The sequence below is a fragment of the Ruegeria sp. CJ3 genome (assembly GCF_056536725.1).
Genome location: NZ_JBQFQE010000001.1, coordinates 307,345 through 324,843 on the forward strand (window position 1 = coordinate 307,345; position 17,499 = coordinate 324,843).

A 17,499-nucleotide genomic window follows, 5' to 3' on the forward strand; every position below is an offset into this window, starting at 1 on the left:
GTTATTCTCCCGGCTGCTCAGAGGCGACAACCGCGTCCACGGCCACACCCGGCCGCACGCGTTGCAGGCCCTCGACGATGACGCTTTCGCCTTCGCGCAACCCGTCCAGCACGATGATGGCCGTGCCGACCACGTCTCCGGTGGTGATATAACGCTGTTCGACCATCTGCTTGTCATTCACGACCAACACGAACTCACCGCGCTGATCGCGCTGAAGGGCGGCCTGCGGGACCAGCACTTGCAACGTCGGCTCGAGCGCTTCGATCTGGACGTTCAGGAAAGCGCCGTCGACGATCAGGCGGTCCGTGTTGTCGAACTCGGCCCGCACTGTGATCGCCCCGGTCAGCGGGTCGATCCGGTTGTCGACGAAGATGATTTTGCCCGTTTCATCCAGGGCAGTGCCATTGGGCAACGTCACCTTCACCACGGGCGTCTGATCGCTTTCGGCCAGCGAAGCGGGGTTTGCCCCAACCGTTTGCAGTACCGTGGTGAACTGCTTTTCATTCAACGAAAAATTGACATAGATCGGGGCCTCGCTGACCAGATTGACCAGCGGAGGATTGTTGGGCCCGACCACGTCGCCGACGCTGGTGGCGACCCGACCCAGACGCCCGGTGAAGGGCGCATGAATCTCGGTATAGCCAAGGTCCAGTTCTGCCTGCTGGATCGCGGCATTCGCGGCTTTGACCTCGGCTTCGGCCACCAGTTCGTTGGCGCGGGCGATGTCGCGTTCGGATTCCGGCGTCGCGTCGCGCTTATAGAGTTCCTCCTTGCGGGCCAGATCGACCTTGGCCAATTCCAGATTGGCCTGCGCCCGGTCCAGATCGGCCTTGCGCGCCTGCAACGTGGCCTCGTAGAGGTCCGGCTCGATCTTGAACAGCAGGTCGCCTTCGGTCACCAGCGCACCGTCTTCTACATCCTGACTTTCCAGAAAACCGCCGACGCGGGCGATAATGTCGACCTTGTTGATGGCCTCGGCGCGCCCGATGAACGAGGCCTCGTCGGTGATTTCCTCGGAATAGGCCGCGGCGATCGAGACCTTGGGCGCGGGTGCGTCGGTCTGATCCTGCGCCCAAGCCGCCGGGGCGAAGGTCAGGCAGGTGACAAGGGCAAAAGCCGCGCCGGGGCGAGAGGTCAGGGGTTTTGATGCAGGGACCATGATGAATGCCTCGTTCAAACTATGAGTTTTCGTTCCCGAGGCGGACGGGCACCCGGACGAGTCGATAGAATTCCGGTTCAGGATGGCCGTTTTGCCCTGACATCTCAAGCATGTTGAATGTGAGGTCGCTCAAAAGCGTGCAGGATTTCTTATTTTTTCGGCAGACTTAGATCAACGGCGCTGCTCAGGGCTGCGTGCGAAAGAATAGCGGGGGCCGCAATGGCCCCCGTTTCCGCGTTGTCTGAACGCTGCGTTCAGGTGCGCGTTCCGGCGAATTTCTCTTGCCAGTCCTCACGCTGTTCGTCCGCGATCTTGGCGAACAGAACCTCGGGCACCGAGAACTCGTGACCGGCGGGCAGGGCGCTCAGCGCGGCCTCCACATCGTCGGGCCAGCCGGTATCCAGCGTGTTCATCGCGCTCAGCATCCGGGCCGAGGTTTCGGGGATGAACGGCGCGCTGAGCACGGCATAAAGCCGGATCAAGTTCAGGCCCAGACGCACCTGCGCGGCGGCCTGTTCGGGGTCTTCCTTGAAGGTCGACCAAGGTGCCGCGGCCTGCAGGTATTCGTTGCCTGCCACCCAGATTGCCCGCAGTTCCTGCGCGGATTTGCGAACTTCCATCGCTTCCATGTGGCCTTCATAGGCGCGGATGCGTTTAGTCAAATCCGCAATCAGCGCCTGCTCGCGCTCGCCAAAGGTACCCCCCTCGGGTACGGCCTCTCCGAACTTCGAGCGGCAGAACTTGGTGATCCGGCTGACGAAGTTGCCCAGCACGTCGGCGAGATCCTTGTTCACCGATTGCTGGAAGTTCTCCCAGGTAAACTCACTGTCGCTGCTCTCGGGCGCATGGCTCAGCAGCCACCAGCGCCAGTAGTCGGCAGGCAGAATTTCCAGTGCCTGATCCATGAACACGCCGCGACCTTGCGAGGTCGAGAACTGGCCGCCGTCATAGTTCAGGTAGTTGAACGATTTCAGGTGGTCGACCATCTTCCACGGTTCGCCCGAACCCAGAATTGTGGCCGGGAAAGAAAGCGTGTGGAAGGGCACGTTGTCCTTGCCCATGAACTGCACGTAACGCACGTCATCCGCGCCTTTGTCGGTGCGCCACCAGCGTTCCCACTCGGCATCCGATTTGCCTGTGGAATCAGCCCATTCCTTGGCGCAGGCGATGTATTCGATGGGGGCATCGAACCAGACATAGAAGACCTTTCCCTCCATGCCGGGCCAGTCCTGATCACCTTTTTTGACCGGAACGCCCCAGTCCAGATCGCGGGTGATGCCGCGATCCTGCAGGCCGTCGCCGTCATGTAGCCACTTCTTGGCAATCGAGGTTGTCAGGATCGGCCAATCCGTCTTGCTGTCGATCCAAGCATCCAGCTGATCCTTCATCGCCGACTGGCGCAGATACAGGTGCTTGGTCTCGCGCACCTCAAGATCGGTCGAACCGCTGATTGCGCTGCGGGGTTCGATCAGATCAGTCGGGTCCAACTGCTTGGTGCAGTTCTCACACTGGTCACCGCGCGCACGGTCATAGCCACAATTGGGGCAGGTGCCCTCGATATAACGATCCGGCAAAAAGCGACCATCGGCGTTCGAATAGACCTGCTTCTCGCTGACCTCGCGTACCAGGCCAGCCTCATCCAGCTTTCCGGCGAAATGCTGGGTCAGGCGCTTGTTCTGCTCGCTGGACGACCGGCCAAAGTGATCGAAGCTGAGCCCGAACCGCTTGGCGATATCCGACTGCACGCCATGCATCTGGGCGCAGTATTCCGCAACGGGCTGGTTGGCCTTGGCCGCGGCCAGTTCGGCGGGCGTACCGTGTTCGTCGGTGGCGCACAGGAACATGACCTCGTTCCCCCGGCCACGCTGGTAACGTGCATAAAGATCGGCGGGCAGTTGCGAGCCGATCAGGTTGCCGAGGTGTTTGATCCCATTGATGTAAGGGATCGCCGAGGTGATGAGAATCCGAGCCATTTTCTGTATCCAGCTAACTGTCTGCGCGCCCGTCTACCTTATGTCGGCGGCCAGCAAAAGCCCGGTTTCCCCATTAACATATCTGCTCTGCCTTCGTGACGGGTGCAGGCCGTGTCTTATGACGGGGCAAGCAGTTTCGCGTTGGGGGCATTCCTGAAAGATTTTTATCCGAGCCATCCACCAATGTTTGGGCAGATCAGGACCAGGCCCTGAAGGCGGTCGATCTGCTGGGCATGAAGCAGGCGCTGTCTTGTATGAGATGATCCCGTCCTCTCCGCCTTCGGAATAGCAGTAGCTATCTTTCGCGGGACCGTTTCAGCAAGCGCCCGATGGTGAAGGATGTGCGCGGCGCATAAACGTAATGCGTGCGCGCGTCCGGCGTCGGGCGTGACCGCATCCGGGCCAGACCGAACACGATCAGTCCCAGATGACCGACGGCGACAAAGGCAAACAGGGCGCCGGGCCCGAACTGTTGGATCAGCGTCGACGAGACATAAGGTGACGCGATGGCCCCCAGCGCGTACCAGAACATCAACGCGGCCGAAAGCTCGACACGTTGTTCGGTGGTGGCAAAGTCATTGGCATGGGCCGAGGATACCGAGAAGATCGGAAAGGTGGTCAGGCCAAAGAACCCGGCGGCCAGCAGCACGCTCAAGGTGCCTGCGCCGCTGGCGGCCATGGTGATGCCGCAACTCAGCACCGCCGCCGCAGACAGCCAGATCAGCACCCAGCGCCGGTCGTATTTGTCGGCGAGCCATCCCAGCGGATATTGCGCCAACGCGCCACCCAGAACGAAAGAGGCCAGAAAGAACGCGATCTGATCCACGCCCAGACCGACCTCTTGCCCGTAGACCGGGCCCACCATTCGGAACGAGGCTGAACTGAGCGCCGAGACGATCACTCCGGCCACGGCAAGTGGCGAGTTTTGCCAAGCCATCCGGGGCCGTAGGCGCGGTGCGTCTGGTGTTTTCGGCTGACTGGCCCGCGTCAGGGTCAGCGGCAGCAGCGAGGCGCAGCACAGGATCGCCAGCAGATTGTACGAGACATAAGAGGCCGGTGGCAGAACTGCGATGATCAGCTGTGCGCAAAGCGACGCGCCCAGATCCGCAATGCGATAGCTACCCATGACGCGCCCGCGCGAGTCATTTGTGACCTTTGCGTTCAGCCAGGCCTCGATCACGGTGTAACATCCTGCAACACAGGTGCCCGAGGCGATGCGCAGGATGGCCCAGATGCGCGGGTCTTCGGTCAGCGTGTGCCCCAGCAGGCCCATCGCGCCAAGCGCGGTGCAGACGGCAAACGCGCGGGAATGGCCCACGCTGCCCATCAGGCGCGGGGCCCACCAGCAGCCGATGAAAAAGCCCAGAAAATGCGCAGACCCCAGCAGGCCGATCTGTTCCGTCGAGAAGTCCAACGTCAGGCCCGAGATCGCATCCAGCGGGCCAACGCCGCCGGTTGAAAGCTGCAGCAGGATGACGGAAAGAAACAAGGCGGCAAAGGAAATGATCGTACGCATGATAACCTCAGCTTGACGTCATGCGCGGGCTTTGCGCGCGCCTATTCGACCTTGGCGCGTCGTTTTTTGCCCTTTGGTCTCACCCCTCGCGGACGATTTCCGCGTGGATGTTCAGCCCAACTGTGTCCTGCACCAGATCAGGATATCCCGAGGCCCCGAACTCGTGCCGGTTCAGCGCGCCAGTCAGGCGGATGGACAAGGCGTCCAGATCGTCAACCGCGGTGCCCGGCATCCGGTAGAGGTCAGCCTTTAAGGTCACCGGGCGCGTGACACCGCGGACTGTCAGATCACCTGTGACGGTGGCGCCCTCGGATATGCGACCGGTGGGACCAAGCTGAATTCTGGTCGAGGTGAAGCGGATTGTTGGGTGGGTCTTGGCGTTCAGCACGCTCTGACCCAGCATCGGACCCCGGGCAAAGGGCAGCTTGGTCCGCGCATCTGCCACGTCCAGCACCACATCGACCCGGCTGTTTTGCAGGCGATTGGTATCAAGGCGAATATCGGCGGAGCGGATCGGTATCGTCCCCGACTGCGCCACGCCAGACAGATCAAAGGTGAACCCAACCGAGGTGCCCTTGGGGGCCAGCATATACGGTATCAGCGGGGTTTGTGCCGCACTTGCCAGGGGCAGGGCGGTCAGGCCCACAATCAGGGTGCGTCGGGTCAGGTGGGTCATGCCAAAACCTCTCCTCCTCGGGGGCGGGATCGTTTCATCAGAGTCAGTAGAATGACGATGTTCAGGCCGTTCCAGAGGATGCCGTTGATAAAGGCCAATTGATAATTTCCGGTTACGTCGTAAATCCAGCCCGACATCCAGCCACCCAAAGCCATGCCCATGATCGTCATCATCATGACAAAGCCCACACGCGCGCCGGCCTCTTGCGGGGGCATGTATTCGCGCACAACCAACGCATAGCTGGGGACGATGCCGCCCTGCGCCAGACCGAACAACATGCTGATGACATACAGCGAAACCATCCCGTCATAGGGCAGGAATAGAAACAGTGCGATGCATTGTAGGATCGACCCGATCAGCAAGGTGGTCAGCCCACCCAGCTTGTCTGCCACAAGGCCCGAAATCACGCGGCTGACCACACCGCCCAGCAGCATCAGCGACAGCATCTCGGCCCCGACCGCCGGGCCGTAGCCCAGTCCGACGCAATACGAGACGATATGAACCTGCGGCATCGACATCGCGACGCAGCAGCCAATACCGGCCAGCCCGAGTATATACTGCAACGCGCGCGGCGACAGGCCCACGCTTTGCGCTCGGGTCTGGGCGGCGGCTGCGGCGGTGCTATGCGCCTCAACCGGGACCTGGCGGCGCAGCAGCAGGGACAGAGGGATGACGGTCACGACAGTGATCAGTGCGAGAGTCAGATAGACCTGTTGCCAGCCCTCACGCGCCAGAATGCCCGACAGCAGTGTGGGCCAGATTGCGCCAGACAGGTAATTTCCGCTGGCCACCAGCGCTACGGCGATCCCGCGCCGCCGCATGAACCAGTGCGAGATATCGGCAATCAGAGGTCCGAACCCGACCGCTGTGCCCAGCCCCAGCAACAGATGTGCCAGCGACAGCAGCACCATGTTCGGGGCCAGCGTGGCCAGCAGATAGCTGAAGGCGCTCAGAATTGCCGCCCCGATCAGCGCTTTGGTTACGCCCAGCCGATCGACCAACTGGCCCAGCCACATATTGCCAAGAGCAAAGCCGATCATGGTCAGGACATAGGGCAGCGATGCCTCGGCGCGTCCGGCCCCGAACTGGGTTTCGATGGCGGGCATCACCACGATCACCGCCCACATGCCGACATTCACCACCGTGGCAATGGCCAGAGTGATCAGCAAGCGCAGCCAGGAATAGCGGCTATCGTGGATCGCGTGGGTCATCCCGGAACGCTAGGGTGCGGTTGCGGTTTTGACCAGTCACAAGTTGCGTGATCGCGGGGTGCCGGTCCCAAGACGGTGCATGGACCGCTAGCGTGACAGGATCAGTTGGCCATCGGTGAATTGGATATTCGGAAACTTGTGCAGATAAGCCATGCCCAGCAGCGACTGCCCCAGATCGCCTTCGGTGATCGAGGCCGAAACATTGCGATCCGTGATCGGCCCCAGCGCAAGGCTGTCCAGCCGCACCGGTGCTGTACGCACGATCCCGTTGGCGGTGGCGGCGCGCCCGATATAGTTCAGCTGATCAGGATCAATTCCGACCCGCTCGGCGTCTTTGGCGCTAAGGACGATCTGGCTGGCGCCGGTATCGACTAAAAAGGTGACGGCCTGACCATTCACCAGCATCGGCAGGTAATAATGCCCGTCAAAGGACCGGGGCACTTCGATCCTGTGGTCGGTCACGGTCAGCTGCGGGGTGGTGCTGACGGTCGAGCGGATATCGTCCCAAAGGCCGATCACCGCGATGACGCCGATGAAGATGAACACCCAGGCAGCGGCTTGCTGCATTGTCTTGCCAAGGGACTGGCGGTTCTGGGTGATGAACCACATCAGCAGGGCCGCACCCAGCAAGACCAGATAGGTCAGATACCCAAGACTATCGCCATCCATACCGCTTACCCGCAATCAGTTTCCTGATCTCTATATGGGGCCTCAGGACGCAAACCCAAAGGCCTTGAGCCCGTCCAGAATGAACTGCACCGAAAGCGCTGCCAGCAACATACCCAGCAGACGGGTCAGCACGTTCAATCCGGTCTTGCCCAGCAACCGTGCCACTGCGCCTGAGGTCAGATAGGTCACAAAGACCATAGCCACCACGATCAGCATCATGCCGATCACCACGGCGAGCCCTTCGATCCCCGGCGTTTGCCCGGCCAACAGGATCATTGTGGCAATTGCGCCGGGGCCGGCGATCAGGGGGATGCCGAGTGGGAAGACAGACGGGTCGGGGTGCTCTTCTTCCTCGGCGCTATGCTCACGGCGTTTGGTGCGGCGTTCGAACAGCATGTCGAGCGCGGTCAGGAACAGCAGCACGCCACCCGCGACGCGGAACGCCTCCATCGAGATGCCGATGAAGCCCAGAACCGCCTCGCCAAAGGCGGCGAACATCGCAAGGATACCTGCCGCCGTTATGCAAGCCCGCAGGGCGATCACGCGGCGCGTCTCTTTGTCCATGCCTTGTGTCAGTGCCACGAAGATCGGCGTTTGCGCCGGAGGGTCGATCACCACGAACAACGTGGTAAACGACGTAATCAGGAACGCCATGTCCATCATGCTGCAGCCTCTGCCTGTTCCAGCCGTTCAGCGGCGGTCACCCACAGCGCCTCGGCGCGCTGCATGGCCTCAACCACTTCGGCAAATTTGCGGTTCCACGTTTCAAGGTCCTGAACGCGGTCTTCTTCATAAAGTGCGGGGTCAGCCAACCGGGCCGAAAGCTTTTCGTGCATGTCCGTCAGTTTGTTGACGCGCTCTTCGCATTTGCGCAGGTCAGCACGTAAGGCCAGAATAGTATCGCGTGACGGGCGCTTGGGCTTGGCTGCCGGCTTTTCCTTCACCGGCTTGTCGCGGGCCAACAGCATGGCGCGATAGGCCTCGAGGTCTCCGTCGAACGGCTTGACCGTCCGATCCGAGACCAGCCACAGCCGGTCCGCCACAAGCGACAGCAGGTGCATGTCGTGGCTGACCAGAATGACCGCGCCGGAATATGCGGTCAGCGCCTCGACCAGCGCCTCGCGGCTTTCGATGTCCAGATGGTTGGTCGGTTCATCGAGGATCAGCATATGCGGTGCGTCGATAGTGGCGATCAGCAGCGACAACCGCGCCTTTTGCCCGCCCGACAGACGCCCAACCTCGGTCTCGGCCTGATCGGCGTTCAGCCCGAACCCGGCCAAACGCGAGCGCCATTTGCCAGGGGCCTCATCGGGGCGCAGGCGGCGCAGGTGGTCCAGCGGGGTTTCGTCTGCATACAGCTCGTCCACCTGATGCTGCGCGAAGTAGCCGATGCGCAGTTTGTTGCTGCGATTCATCTTGCCCGCCATCAGAGGTAGGCGGTCCGACAGCAGCTTGGACAGCGTCGACTTGCCCTGACCGTTCTTGCCCAGCAGGGCGATGCGGTCGTCCTGATCGATGCGCAAGTTCAGGCGGCGCAGCACCTCGGTGTCGCCATAACCGGTCACGCCGCCCTCAAGCTGGATGATCGGCGGCGACAGGTCCTCGGGCGTGGGGAAGGTGAAGGCACGCAGGGCGGCCTCTTGCGGGGTTGAGACCAGTTGGATGCGTTCGATCATCTTCAGACGCGACTGGGCCTGAACCGCCTTGGACGCCTTATAGCGGAAGCGGTCCACATAGCTTTGCAGATGCGCGATGCGGGCCTTGGCCTTGGCGTTCTCGGATTCAGCCTGCGCCAGACGTTCGGCGCGGCGTTCGGCGAACTTGTCGTAAGGCACGGCATAATAGGTGAGCTTGCGATCTTCCAGATGCAGGATCGAGCCCACGGCCCGGTTCAACAGTCCGCGGTCGTGACTGATGATGATGACCGTATGCGGGTACTTCGCCAGATAGCTTTCCAGCCACAGCGCGCCTTCGAGGTCCAGATAGTTGGTCGGTTCGTCCAGCAGCAGCAGGTCGGGCTGGGCAAACAGCACCGCCGCCAGCGCCACGCGCATCCGCCAGCCGCCCGAGAAATCCGAGCAGGGTTTCAACTGGTCCTCATCATCGAACCCCAACCCCTTGAGGATCGATGCCGCGCGCGCCTCGGCAGACCAGGCGTCGATATCGGCCAGACGCGTCTGAATCTCGGCAATCCGCGCGGGGTCTTCGGCAACGTCCGCCTCGGCCATCAGGGCGGCACGTTCGGTATCGGCGGCCAGAACGGTGTTGATCAGCGAGACATCGGACGAGGGCACCTCTTGCGCCACCCCGCCGATGCGCGCGCGTTTCGGGACCGAGATATTGCCTGATTCCAGCGCCAGTTCGCCCCGGATCAGGCGGAAAAGCGTGGTCTTGCCCGTACCGTTGCGACCCACCAGACCAACCTTGTGGCCATCGGGAATCGTGGCGCTGGCCCCGTCAAACAGGGGGCGGCCTTCAACGGCGTGTGTTATGTCGTCGATCCGTAGCATGGGGCGCTCTTAACAGAGCATGAGGCGGCCCGCCAGCGGCTCGGTATGTTCCCGGCGCAGAGGTGGCATGTTCAACGCGCGGGGGATGTGATAGCGCTGATCCGGTTCGGATTTTCGTTGGTTCCTGTCATGCGCGCGGCTCAATCGCCCCCTTCGCTGGTTACGCTTATATTCGCCACGGCGCTGTCGGTGCTGTCGCTGAATATGTTTTTGCCATCGCTGGCGCGGATGAGCGCGGATTTTCAGGTCGATTACGGCCTGATAAATCTGTCGGTCGCAGGGTATCTGGGTGTCTCTGCCGTGTTGCAGCTGATCATGGGGCCGCTGTCCGACCGGTTCGGGCGCAGGCCGGTTCTGCTGATCTGCATGGCTGTCTTTGCTGCCGCGTCGCTGGGCTGTGTACTGGCCGAGTCGATCTGGGCCTTCCTTGGCTTTCGCCTGCTGCAGGCGGCTGTGGTGGCCGGGCCGGTCCTGTCCAGCGCGTCGATCCGCGATCTCTACCCGCCGAACGAGGCCGCCAGCAAGCTGGGTTATGTCGCCATGGCGATGGCACTGGCCCCCATGCTGGGGCCGATGCTGGGCGGAGCGCTGGATATGCTGTTCGGCTGGCGCGCGGGATTTGTCCTGTATGCGGCGCTGGGCGCAGGGATGCTGGCGCTGCTTTGGGCCGATATGGGCGAGACCAATACCAACCGCGCGGCAACCTTTTCGGCGCAACTGCGCGAATATCCCCACCTGTTCCGCGCCCGCCGGTTCTGGGGCTATGCGCTTTGTGCGGCCTTCTCGATCGGAGCCTTCTTCAGCTTCATCACCGGCGCGCCGCTGGTGGCGGCAGCGTGGTTCGATCTGAGCCCGGCGCTGTTGGGTCTGGGCATCGGGATCATTACCGGCGGCTTCATGTTCGGCAATTTCATCACCGGGCGTATCGCTGCTCATACGCCGCTGACCACGATGATTCTGGCGGGCCGCATCGTGGCCTCGACCGGGCCGTTTTGCGGGCTGCTTCTGTTTGCGGCGGGGCTGGGCTCGGTCTGGGTGTTCTTCGGGTCGGCCATCTGCGTGGGGTTCGGCAACGGGCTGACCAATGCCAATGCCTCGGCCGGTGTCATGTCGGTGCGCCCGAAACTGGCAGGCAGCGCGGCGGGGTTGTCGGGGGCGATGATCGTAGGGCTGGGCGCGGTGATCACATCGTTGACCGGGGCGTTCGTCAGCCCCGAAAACGGGCCTTTTCTGGTTCTGGGCCTGATGTGTGTCAGCAGTTTCATCGGCCTGTTGGCGGTGCTTTACGTGCGCCAGGTCGACCGGCAGGACCCGTTGCCCGACACGATCTGAGCCATCACGTATCATAGTGCTTTTCATACGCCCCAGACCATGTTAGGCGGCGCGCGATGGATTTCGGCGCGCTGCGCCAAACACGAAGGAGAGGCCGACATGGCACTGGAACGCACATTCTCGATCATCAAACCCGATGCAACCCGCCGTAACCTGACTGGCAAGATCAACGCCAAGTTCGAAGAAGCCGGTCTGCGCATCGTCGCGCAAAAGCGCATCCACATGACCAAAGCACAAGCAGGCAAGTTCTATGACGTGCACGCCGAGCGTCCGTTCTATGACGAACTGTGCGAATTCATGTCGTCAGCTCCGGTCGTTGTGCAGGTTCTGGAAGGCGAAGGTGCCATTGCCAAGAACCGCGAAGTGATGGGCGCAACCAACCCTGCAGACGCAGCCCCCGGCACCATCCGCGCCGAGTTCGCTGAATCGGTTGGTGAAAACTCGGTCCACGGTTCGGACGCTCCGGAAACGGCTGCGGTTGAGATCGCGTACTTCTTCTCGGGCATCGAACTGGTCGGCTAAGCCAACGCTCCGATGAAATAATTGGGCCGCTCCTGACCGGGGCGGCCTTTTTCGTGTTCAGATGGGTTTGAGGTCTGCCGGCGTCACCCGCACGCCCACGGCGTCGAGGTCCGAGATCATCCGGCTTTCCGGTGCCCGGTTGACCCCGGCCTTGATGGCGTCAAATCGCTTGCGCAGCGCCTTCTTCTCGTCGCCCTTGCAATCGTTCCATGGGCGACCCTGCAACCCCATCACCAGCACATAGTAGCCGATGAAATGCGGGCGTGAGCCGGATTGCAGCAGGCGGGCATAGGCCTCATCTGCGCCCAAATCCCGCAACTGCTGCGCCGAATGGATGCCCGCGCGGGTGCAGGCTTGTTCGAAGGCGGGGCCAAGGTTTCGGATGGAAGAGACCGGATCAGACATGCCCCTGACATAGCCCGACCAATGCCTGCTGTCACCCACGCAGAGTTGTCTGGCTTTGCCTCATGCGCTAGGCAAGAGACAGGGGCAGGGAGGATGCGATGAGTAACGTAAGCCATGAAGATCTGGTGCAAAATCTGGATCTGATGAATCCGCCGGATGGCTTCATCGACGACCCGTTTCCGTTCTACGATGCCTTGCTGAAACATGCGCCGGTTTTGCCGCAGCCTGATGGCTCGGTCCTGCTGGCGCGCCATGCCGATCTGGACCGTATCTACCGCGATACCACGCTTTATTCGTCGGACAAGAAGGCAGCGTTCGGTCCCAAGTTCGGGGTGGGCTCGCCGCTTTTTGAACATCATACGACCTCGCTGGTGTTCTCGGACCCGCCGCTGCACACGCGGGTGCGCAAGATCATGACCTCGGCCCTGACACCGCGCGCCATCGCCCGGATGGAGCCGGGCCTGATCGAAACCGTCGATACGCTGCTGGGCGCGATGGCGGGACGGGACAAGGTCGATCTGATCGAGGATTTTGCCTCGACCATTCCGATCCAGATCATCGGCAATCTGCTGGACGTGCCGATGTCCGAACGCGGGCCGCTGCGCGACTGGTCGCTGGCCATTCTGGGCGCGCTGGAACCGGCGTTGACCGACGCGCAACTGGCAACCGGGCAGCAGGCGGTGACCGACTTCAAGGCATATCTGGAAGACCTGGTCGCCCGCCGCCGCGCCAGCCCTGGCGATCCAGAGACAGACGTTCTGACCCGTCTGATCCGGGGCGAGGGGGCGGATGCGCAGCTTAGCGAGATCGAGTTGCTGCAGAACTGCATCTTCATCCTGAATGCCGGGCATGAGACCACGACCAACCTGATCGGCAATGGGCTGGCGCTGTTGCATGACCACCCGGCGCAGCGCCAGCGGTTGTCCGAGGATCCGGCGCTGATCGCGTCGACGGTTGAGGAAGTGCTGCGGTTTCGCTCGCCCAACCAGTTCGGCAACCGGGAAACCACGGCGGATATGGAACTGGATGGGCTGTATCTTCCCAAAGGCACCAACCTGCATCTGTGTATCGGTGCGGCGAACCGCGACCCGGCGGTATTCGCGGAACCTGCGCGCTTTGACATCACCCGCAAACCCAACCGCCATCTGGCCTTTGCCGGAGGGCCGCATGTCTGTGTCGGGCTGACGCTGGCGCGGCTGGAGGGGCGGGTTGCGCTGGGCCGGTTTCTGAACCGACACCCTGACTATCGCCTGAGCGGACCGCGGGTCAAAGGCGGGCGGATTCGGTTTCGGGGCTATGCGGCGCTGCCTGCGACACTCTGAGCGGTTGCCGGGTTGGGCCCCCGGGCCAGTTGCAGGGTGGTTTCAAGACCCGGCTTCCGGTTCTGCGCCAGAAACTTGCCATCGTGCATATGTGAAATCGCGGCTACCAAAGCCAACCCCAGCCCCGCATTGCGCCCGGTCCGGGCCGGATCAAGTGTCACGAAAGGCATCTGCAAGCGCGGCAGATCGGCATCAGGCACACCCGGCCCCCGGTCGCGGACGCTGAGCAGGGTGTGATCACCCTCTTCGCGGATTTCAATGGTGATCGCGGTGCCCGCTGGGGCATAGCGCATCGCGTTTTCCAGCAGGTTCGACAGCGCCTGTGACAGCAACGGTCTGTGGCCCTGAATGGGTGCCGCACTGCCCTTGACCTCAAGCCGGACGTTCTGATCAGCGGCCACAGGTTCATAGAGCTCGACCACATCGCCGACCAGTTGCAGCAGCTTGATCGGTTCAAACTGTTCCCGGCCCAGCCCGGCCTCGGCCCGCGAGATCTCGGTTAGCTGGCTGAGAACACGCAGCAGGTGGTCGATCTCGGCCGTGGCACGGGCCATGTCGACCTCGCGTTCCTGCTCGGTCTTGCCGGGCTCGGCCAGCGCCTCGACCCGCTGCCGCAAGCGGGACAGGGGCGAGCGCAGATCATGCGCGATCGAGTTCGAGGTCGTCCGCAGGTTGCTGATCAGCTCTTCGATCTTGTCCAGCATATTGTTCAGCGTGCCCGAGACCTGATCGAACTCGTCCCCCGTGCCGCGCAGGGGCATCCGCAGGGCCAGATCGCCGGACACGATATTGTCGGCAGTATCGGCAATGTCCTTGAGGCGCGAAAACACCAGACGTGTCAGCAGCCAGCCGGTCAGCAGGCTGAGCGCCAATGCGGTCACAAGCGCCAGCGCAACGGATCGGAACAAGGCGCGGTCGAACTGTTGGCGGGCCAGCGCGTCGCGCCCGACCAAAAGCCGTTCGCCGCCGGTCAGCCGGATGGAGGCGGCCGAGATCGGCACCAGTTGCTCGCTGCCTTCACGGCGCAGTTGCAGCTCGACCCAGCCGCTGCCTGCGGCGATGCCGTCGGGCCAGCGGGTCAGATTGCCCGCCAGCTTGGTGCCTCGCGGTCCGGTCAGCAGATACAATGCGTCACGCTCGGCTGCCGATGGCAGGCGGCGTTCGATTGCGGTGATCAGCCCTAGCATCCCACCCCGTTCATATTCATCCGCCAACCCCGTGAGTTCAGCTGACACGACCGAGCGTGTCTCGCCCGAGATAGTCCGGTTGGCGGTAACATAGACCGTCGTCAAAACTGCCGCCGTCAGCAGGGTGCTCAGCACCATGCTGGCCACCACCAGACGGGTGCGGGCGTTGTTCAGCGACAGCGGCAGGTCAGGCATCCGAGACCATGTATCCGGCGCCACGGACGGTTTCGATCATCGGATCGGCCCCGTCTTCGTCCAGTTGGCGGCGCAGTTTCGAGATATGGACATCGACCACATTGGTATTGGGATCAAAGTGATAATCCCACACGCCTTCCAGCAACATAGTGCGTGAGATGACGCGGTTCTTCCGCCGCAGGAAGAATTCAAGGATCTGGAATTCGCGCGGGGTCAGGGTGATTTCGCGCCCATTGCGGCTGACCTTGCGGGTCAGCAGATCCATCTCAAGATCGCGGCAGGCGAGGGTCGCGGTCTCTTCCGATTCCTGCGGGCGGCGCAACAGGGCCTCGATCCGGGCGTGCAGTTCCTGAAACGAGAAGGGCTTGACCAGATAGTCATCCGCCCCGGCGCGCAGGCCCTTGACCCGCTCGTCAACCGCGCTCATGGCGGTCAGCATCAGGACAGGTGTTTTCAGCCCGGCAGCCCGCATGGACTTGATGAGCGACAAACCATCCAGCCCCGGCAACATCCGGTCCAGCACCACCGCATCGAAACCGCCATCGGTGGCATGATATAGGCCCTCGCGGCCATCCGAGGCGACCTCGACCACATAACCTTCTTCGCCGAAGCCTTTGGCGACGAAATCCCGCGTCTCCTGGTCGTCTTCAACAATTAACAGGCGTCTGCTCATGGCCGGGGCTCCTTTCCATCAGGATATAAACACAGATACTCTTTGAAAAAAACAGGCCGGGTGCGGGGGCCGCACCCGGCTGCCCCGGGGCGCGTGGACAATCCGCGCCGCCGGGAGTAAGCGCACCAGATTTCCCCATCATGCGGTGCGCTTTGGGGTCTTGGGTCAGGCGATTTCGACCGCGACGAAGATCTGGTTGCCGCCACGATTGATCAGCACCAGCGCCGGGTCGGTCTTTTCGCTTTCCAGCGCGGTTTTCAGCGCATCGGGGGTGGCGGTGTCCTGGTTGCCCAGCCGCACGATCACGTCGCCGGGCTGCAGACCGGCCTTGGCTGCAGGGCTTTCAGGCTTCAGGTCAGTGACAACCACGCCGTCCACGGCCTCGGCCACACCCATCTCTGCGCGCGCAGCCTCGGTCAGCGGCGCGACCGTCACGCCCAGAGAGGTGCCTTCGAACTTGTCCTCGACCACGCTGTCGGTCGCGGCCGAGGCCGACTGATGCTGGCCAATGGTCAGTTCGATCTGCTGCTCTTTGCCATTGCGCAGAACGGTCAGGGCGCTCTCGGTGCCGACTTTTGTGGTTCCGACCAGGATCGGCAGATCGCTACTGGATTCAACGGGTTCTCCGTTGAAGCTGAGGATTACGTCACCCTGCTGCAGGATGCCCTCGGCAGGGCTGTTGGCGACTACATCCGAGACCAAGGCGCCCGCTGTTGCATCGACACCCATCGCAGCGGCCAGCTCTGGGCTGATATTCTGGATCGACACGCCCAGCCAGCCGCGGCTGACCTGACCGTCATCGCGCAGATCGGCCGAGATGTGGTCGACGATGTTCGACGTGACCGCGAAACCCAGGCCAACCGAACCGCCGCTGGGCGAATAGATGGCCGAGTTCACGCCGATCACTTCGCCCTCCATGTTGAACAGCGGACCGCCCGAGTTGCCCTTGTTGATGGCAGCGTCGGTCTGGATGAATTCGGCATAGGGTCCTTCCGAGATATTGCGCCCCTTTGCCGAGACGATGCCCGTGGTCACGGTCGAACTGAGCCCGAATGGGTTGCCGATGGCGACCACATCCTCACCCACGCGGATGGCGTCACTGTCGCCCATCTGAACCGCTTGCAGGTTCTCGCCCGCGTCGATCTTCAGAACGGCGATGTCGGTCAGCGGGTCGGTGCCGATCACCTCGGCCTCGAAGGTGCGGTCGTCGCTCAGGCGAACGGTGACTTCGCTTGCGTTATCAACGACATGGTGGTTGGTGACGATATACCCGGCCTCATCCAGCACGAAGCCCGAGCCAAGACCCTGAGCCGGTCCGCGCTGCGGCATCTGGAACCCTTCGGGACCGCCGAAACGCTTGAAAAATTCGCCAAATGGGTGGCCTTCGAGATCGAAGTCCTGTCCCTGTGCCGGGGTCGGCACAGTGTCCTGCCGGGCGATGATTGTCACGACCGACGGCGACACGTTCTCGACCAGATCGGCCAGCGCCTCATCCGCCATTGCGGGCAGGGCGGTGGTGGCCAGCATGGCCGCGCCCAGTGCGCTGACCCCCATCCAGTTCGACGTGCGCGGCAAAAGCAGCGAGGATTTACGGATGCTCATTTTGACTCCTGTCTGTGTTTGGCGGTTGAGTCCGCACTTTGAGACAGCAGATGCCGCATCAATCTGGGGTGTTCCTGAGAGAAAGGTTAAGAAACCTTAATTTTGCCATTTTCTGCCTCTTTTATGCAGCGGCTTACCGATCGGGCATCGGCGGGAATCAGCCGGCCTGACGTCGGGCGAATCGGTGGATTGTTGCCGATGCAGTCAACAGTCACGCAAAAGGGCGACATTGATTCAATTTCGTTAACAAACGAACGAGAAGTTGGCACGGCATGACGAATTTCGTGCTATGGTTGTGTTTTATGTGTCGGACGAAATCGGTGTTTTGGCGAAGATACCTTGAAACCAACGGGAACCTGAGGTTGGCAGGGCCGTGACGACCTTTGCGCCATGTTGCGGTTGGTTCGTGATGCAACTCAAGGGTGATTTCGACGAGATGCAATGTTGCGCAAAAACCAAGCCGATTTTACGGAAATTTACCAATTCTTCCAATTTTACGTTGTTTGAAAGCATCTGATAGGCGACGATGTAAATGCCCAAGTGAGGG

15 protein-coding genes are annotated in these 17,499 nt (G+C 61.9%); 3 read left to right on the top strand and 12 right to left on the bottom strand.

Going from position 1 to position 17,499, the window contains the following annotated elements; all coding sequences use genetic code 11:
* Position 1 precedes the first annotated feature (1 nt).
* From ACR0J1_RS01510 to ACR0J1_RS01545, 8 genes are all read right to left on the bottom strand, one after another.
* Positions 2–1,159 (bottom strand): efflux RND transporter periplasmic adaptor subunit, encoded by a 1,158-nt coding sequence (locus tag ACR0J1_RS01510; protein ID WP_480729960.1) that lies wholly within the window; start codon positions 1,157–1,159, stop codon positions 2–4.
* Positions 1,160–1,413: 254 nt separating this feature from the next.
* Positions 1,414–3,132: a methionine--tRNA ligase gene (gene metG / locus ACR0J1_RS01515; RefSeq protein WP_480729958.1), complete on the bottom strand. Its 1,719-nt coding sequence runs from the start codon at positions 3,130–3,132 to the stop codon at positions 1,414–1,416.
* 295 nt (positions 3,133–3,427) lie between these two features.
* Entirely contained in the window at positions 3,428–4,648 is a 1,221-nt protein-coding gene (locus ACR0J1_RS01520) for an MFS transporter (protein ID WP_480729957.1), read from the bottom strand.
* Between the two features lie 79 nt (positions 4,649–4,727).
* Positions 4,728–5,324, bottom strand: coding sequence for a YceI family protein (locus ACR0J1_RS01525; protein WP_480729955.1), 597 nt, complete (start codon positions 5,322–5,324; stop codon positions 4,728–4,730).
* Positions 5,321–6,535: an MFS transporter gene (locus ACR0J1_RS01530; RefSeq protein WP_480729953.1), complete on the bottom strand. Its 1,215-nt coding sequence runs from the start codon at positions 6,533–6,535 to the stop codon at positions 5,321–5,323. Before ACR0J1_RS01530 ends, ACR0J1_RS01525 begins: the two co-directional genes overlap by 4 nt.
* Positions 6,536–6,622: 87 nt before the next feature.
* Positions 6,623–7,204 carry a retropepsin-like aspartic protease family protein gene (locus ACR0J1_RS01535; RefSeq protein ID WP_480730406.1) on the bottom strand — a complete coding sequence of 194 codons (582 nt, stop codon included), beginning with the start codon at positions 7,202–7,204 and terminating at the stop codon, positions 6,623–6,625.
* Positions 7,205–7,246: 42 nt separating this feature from the next.
* On the bottom strand, positions 7,247–7,867 hold the full coding sequence (locus ACR0J1_RS01540) for a MarC family protein (RefSeq protein ID WP_480528872.1): 621 nt from the start codon (positions 7,865–7,867) through the stop codon (positions 7,247–7,249).
* A complete protein-coding gene (locus ACR0J1_RS01545; protein ID WP_480729952.1) occupies positions 7,864–9,714 on the bottom strand; it encodes an ABC-F family ATP-binding cassette domain-containing protein in 1,851 nt (616 codons plus the stop codon). The genes ACR0J1_RS01540 and ACR0J1_RS01545 overlap by 4 nt, the downstream gene beginning before the upstream one ends.
* Before the next feature lie 129 nt (positions 9,715–9,843).
* Between ACR0J1_RS01545 and ACR0J1_RS01550 the strand changes: the two genes are divergently transcribed.
* Both ACR0J1_RS01550 and ndk read left to right on the top strand, forming a co-directional pair.
* Positions 9,844–11,046, top strand: coding sequence for a multidrug effflux MFS transporter (locus tag ACR0J1_RS01550; protein ID WP_480729951.1), 1,203 nt, complete (start codon positions 9,844–9,846; stop codon positions 11,044–11,046).
* Positions 11,047–11,145: 99 nt separating this feature from the next.
* The gene (gene ndk, locus ACR0J1_RS01555) at positions 11,146–11,568 is read left to right on the top strand and encodes a nucleoside-diphosphate kinase (protein ID WP_008757405.1); all 423 of its coding nucleotides are present in this window, start codon (positions 11,146–11,148) and stop codon (positions 11,566–11,568) included.
* A gap of 57 nt (positions 11,569–11,625) precedes the next feature.
* On the opposite strand, the gene ACR0J1_RS01560 is transcribed toward ndk, so the two are convergent.
* Positions 11,626–11,973, bottom strand: a complete 348-nt coding sequence (locus ACR0J1_RS01560) for a TfoX/Sxy family protein (RefSeq protein ID WP_480729949.1) — start codon at positions 11,971–11,973, stop codon at positions 11,626–11,628.
* A 98-nt stretch (positions 11,974–12,071) separates the two neighbouring features.
* Between ACR0J1_RS01560 and ACR0J1_RS01565 the strand changes: the two genes are divergently transcribed.
* Complete coding sequence (locus ACR0J1_RS01565) at positions 12,072–13,295, top strand: cytochrome P450 (protein ID WP_480729947.1); 1,224 nt, start codon at positions 12,072–12,074, stop codon at positions 13,293–13,295.
* Here ACR0J1_RS01565 and ACR0J1_RS01570 read toward each other — a convergent pair.
* The 3 genes from ACR0J1_RS01570 to ACR0J1_RS01580 all read right to left on the bottom strand — a co-directional run bounded on the left by ACR0J1_RS01570 (position 13,268) and on the right by ACR0J1_RS01580 (position 16,952).
* A complete protein-coding gene (locus ACR0J1_RS01570; protein WP_480729945.1) occupies positions 13,268–14,677 on the bottom strand; it encodes a sensor histidine kinase in 1,410 nt (469 codons plus the stop codon). The two genes, ACR0J1_RS01565 and ACR0J1_RS01570, sit on opposite strands and share 28 nt — an antisense overlap.
* Positions 14,670–15,350, bottom strand: coding sequence for a response regulator transcription factor (locus tag ACR0J1_RS01575; RefSeq protein ID WP_480528879.1), 681 nt, complete (start codon positions 15,348–15,350; stop codon positions 14,670–14,672). The genes ACR0J1_RS01570 and ACR0J1_RS01575 overlap by 8 nt, the downstream gene beginning before the upstream one ends.
* Positions 15,351–15,515: 165 nt before the next feature.
* Positions 15,516–16,952 carry a DegQ family serine endoprotease gene (locus ACR0J1_RS01580; protein ID WP_480729943.1) on the bottom strand — a complete coding sequence of 479 codons (1,437 nt, stop codon included), beginning with the start codon at positions 16,950–16,952 and terminating at the stop codon, positions 15,516–15,518.
* Positions 16,953–17,499: the final 547 nt, after the last annotated feature.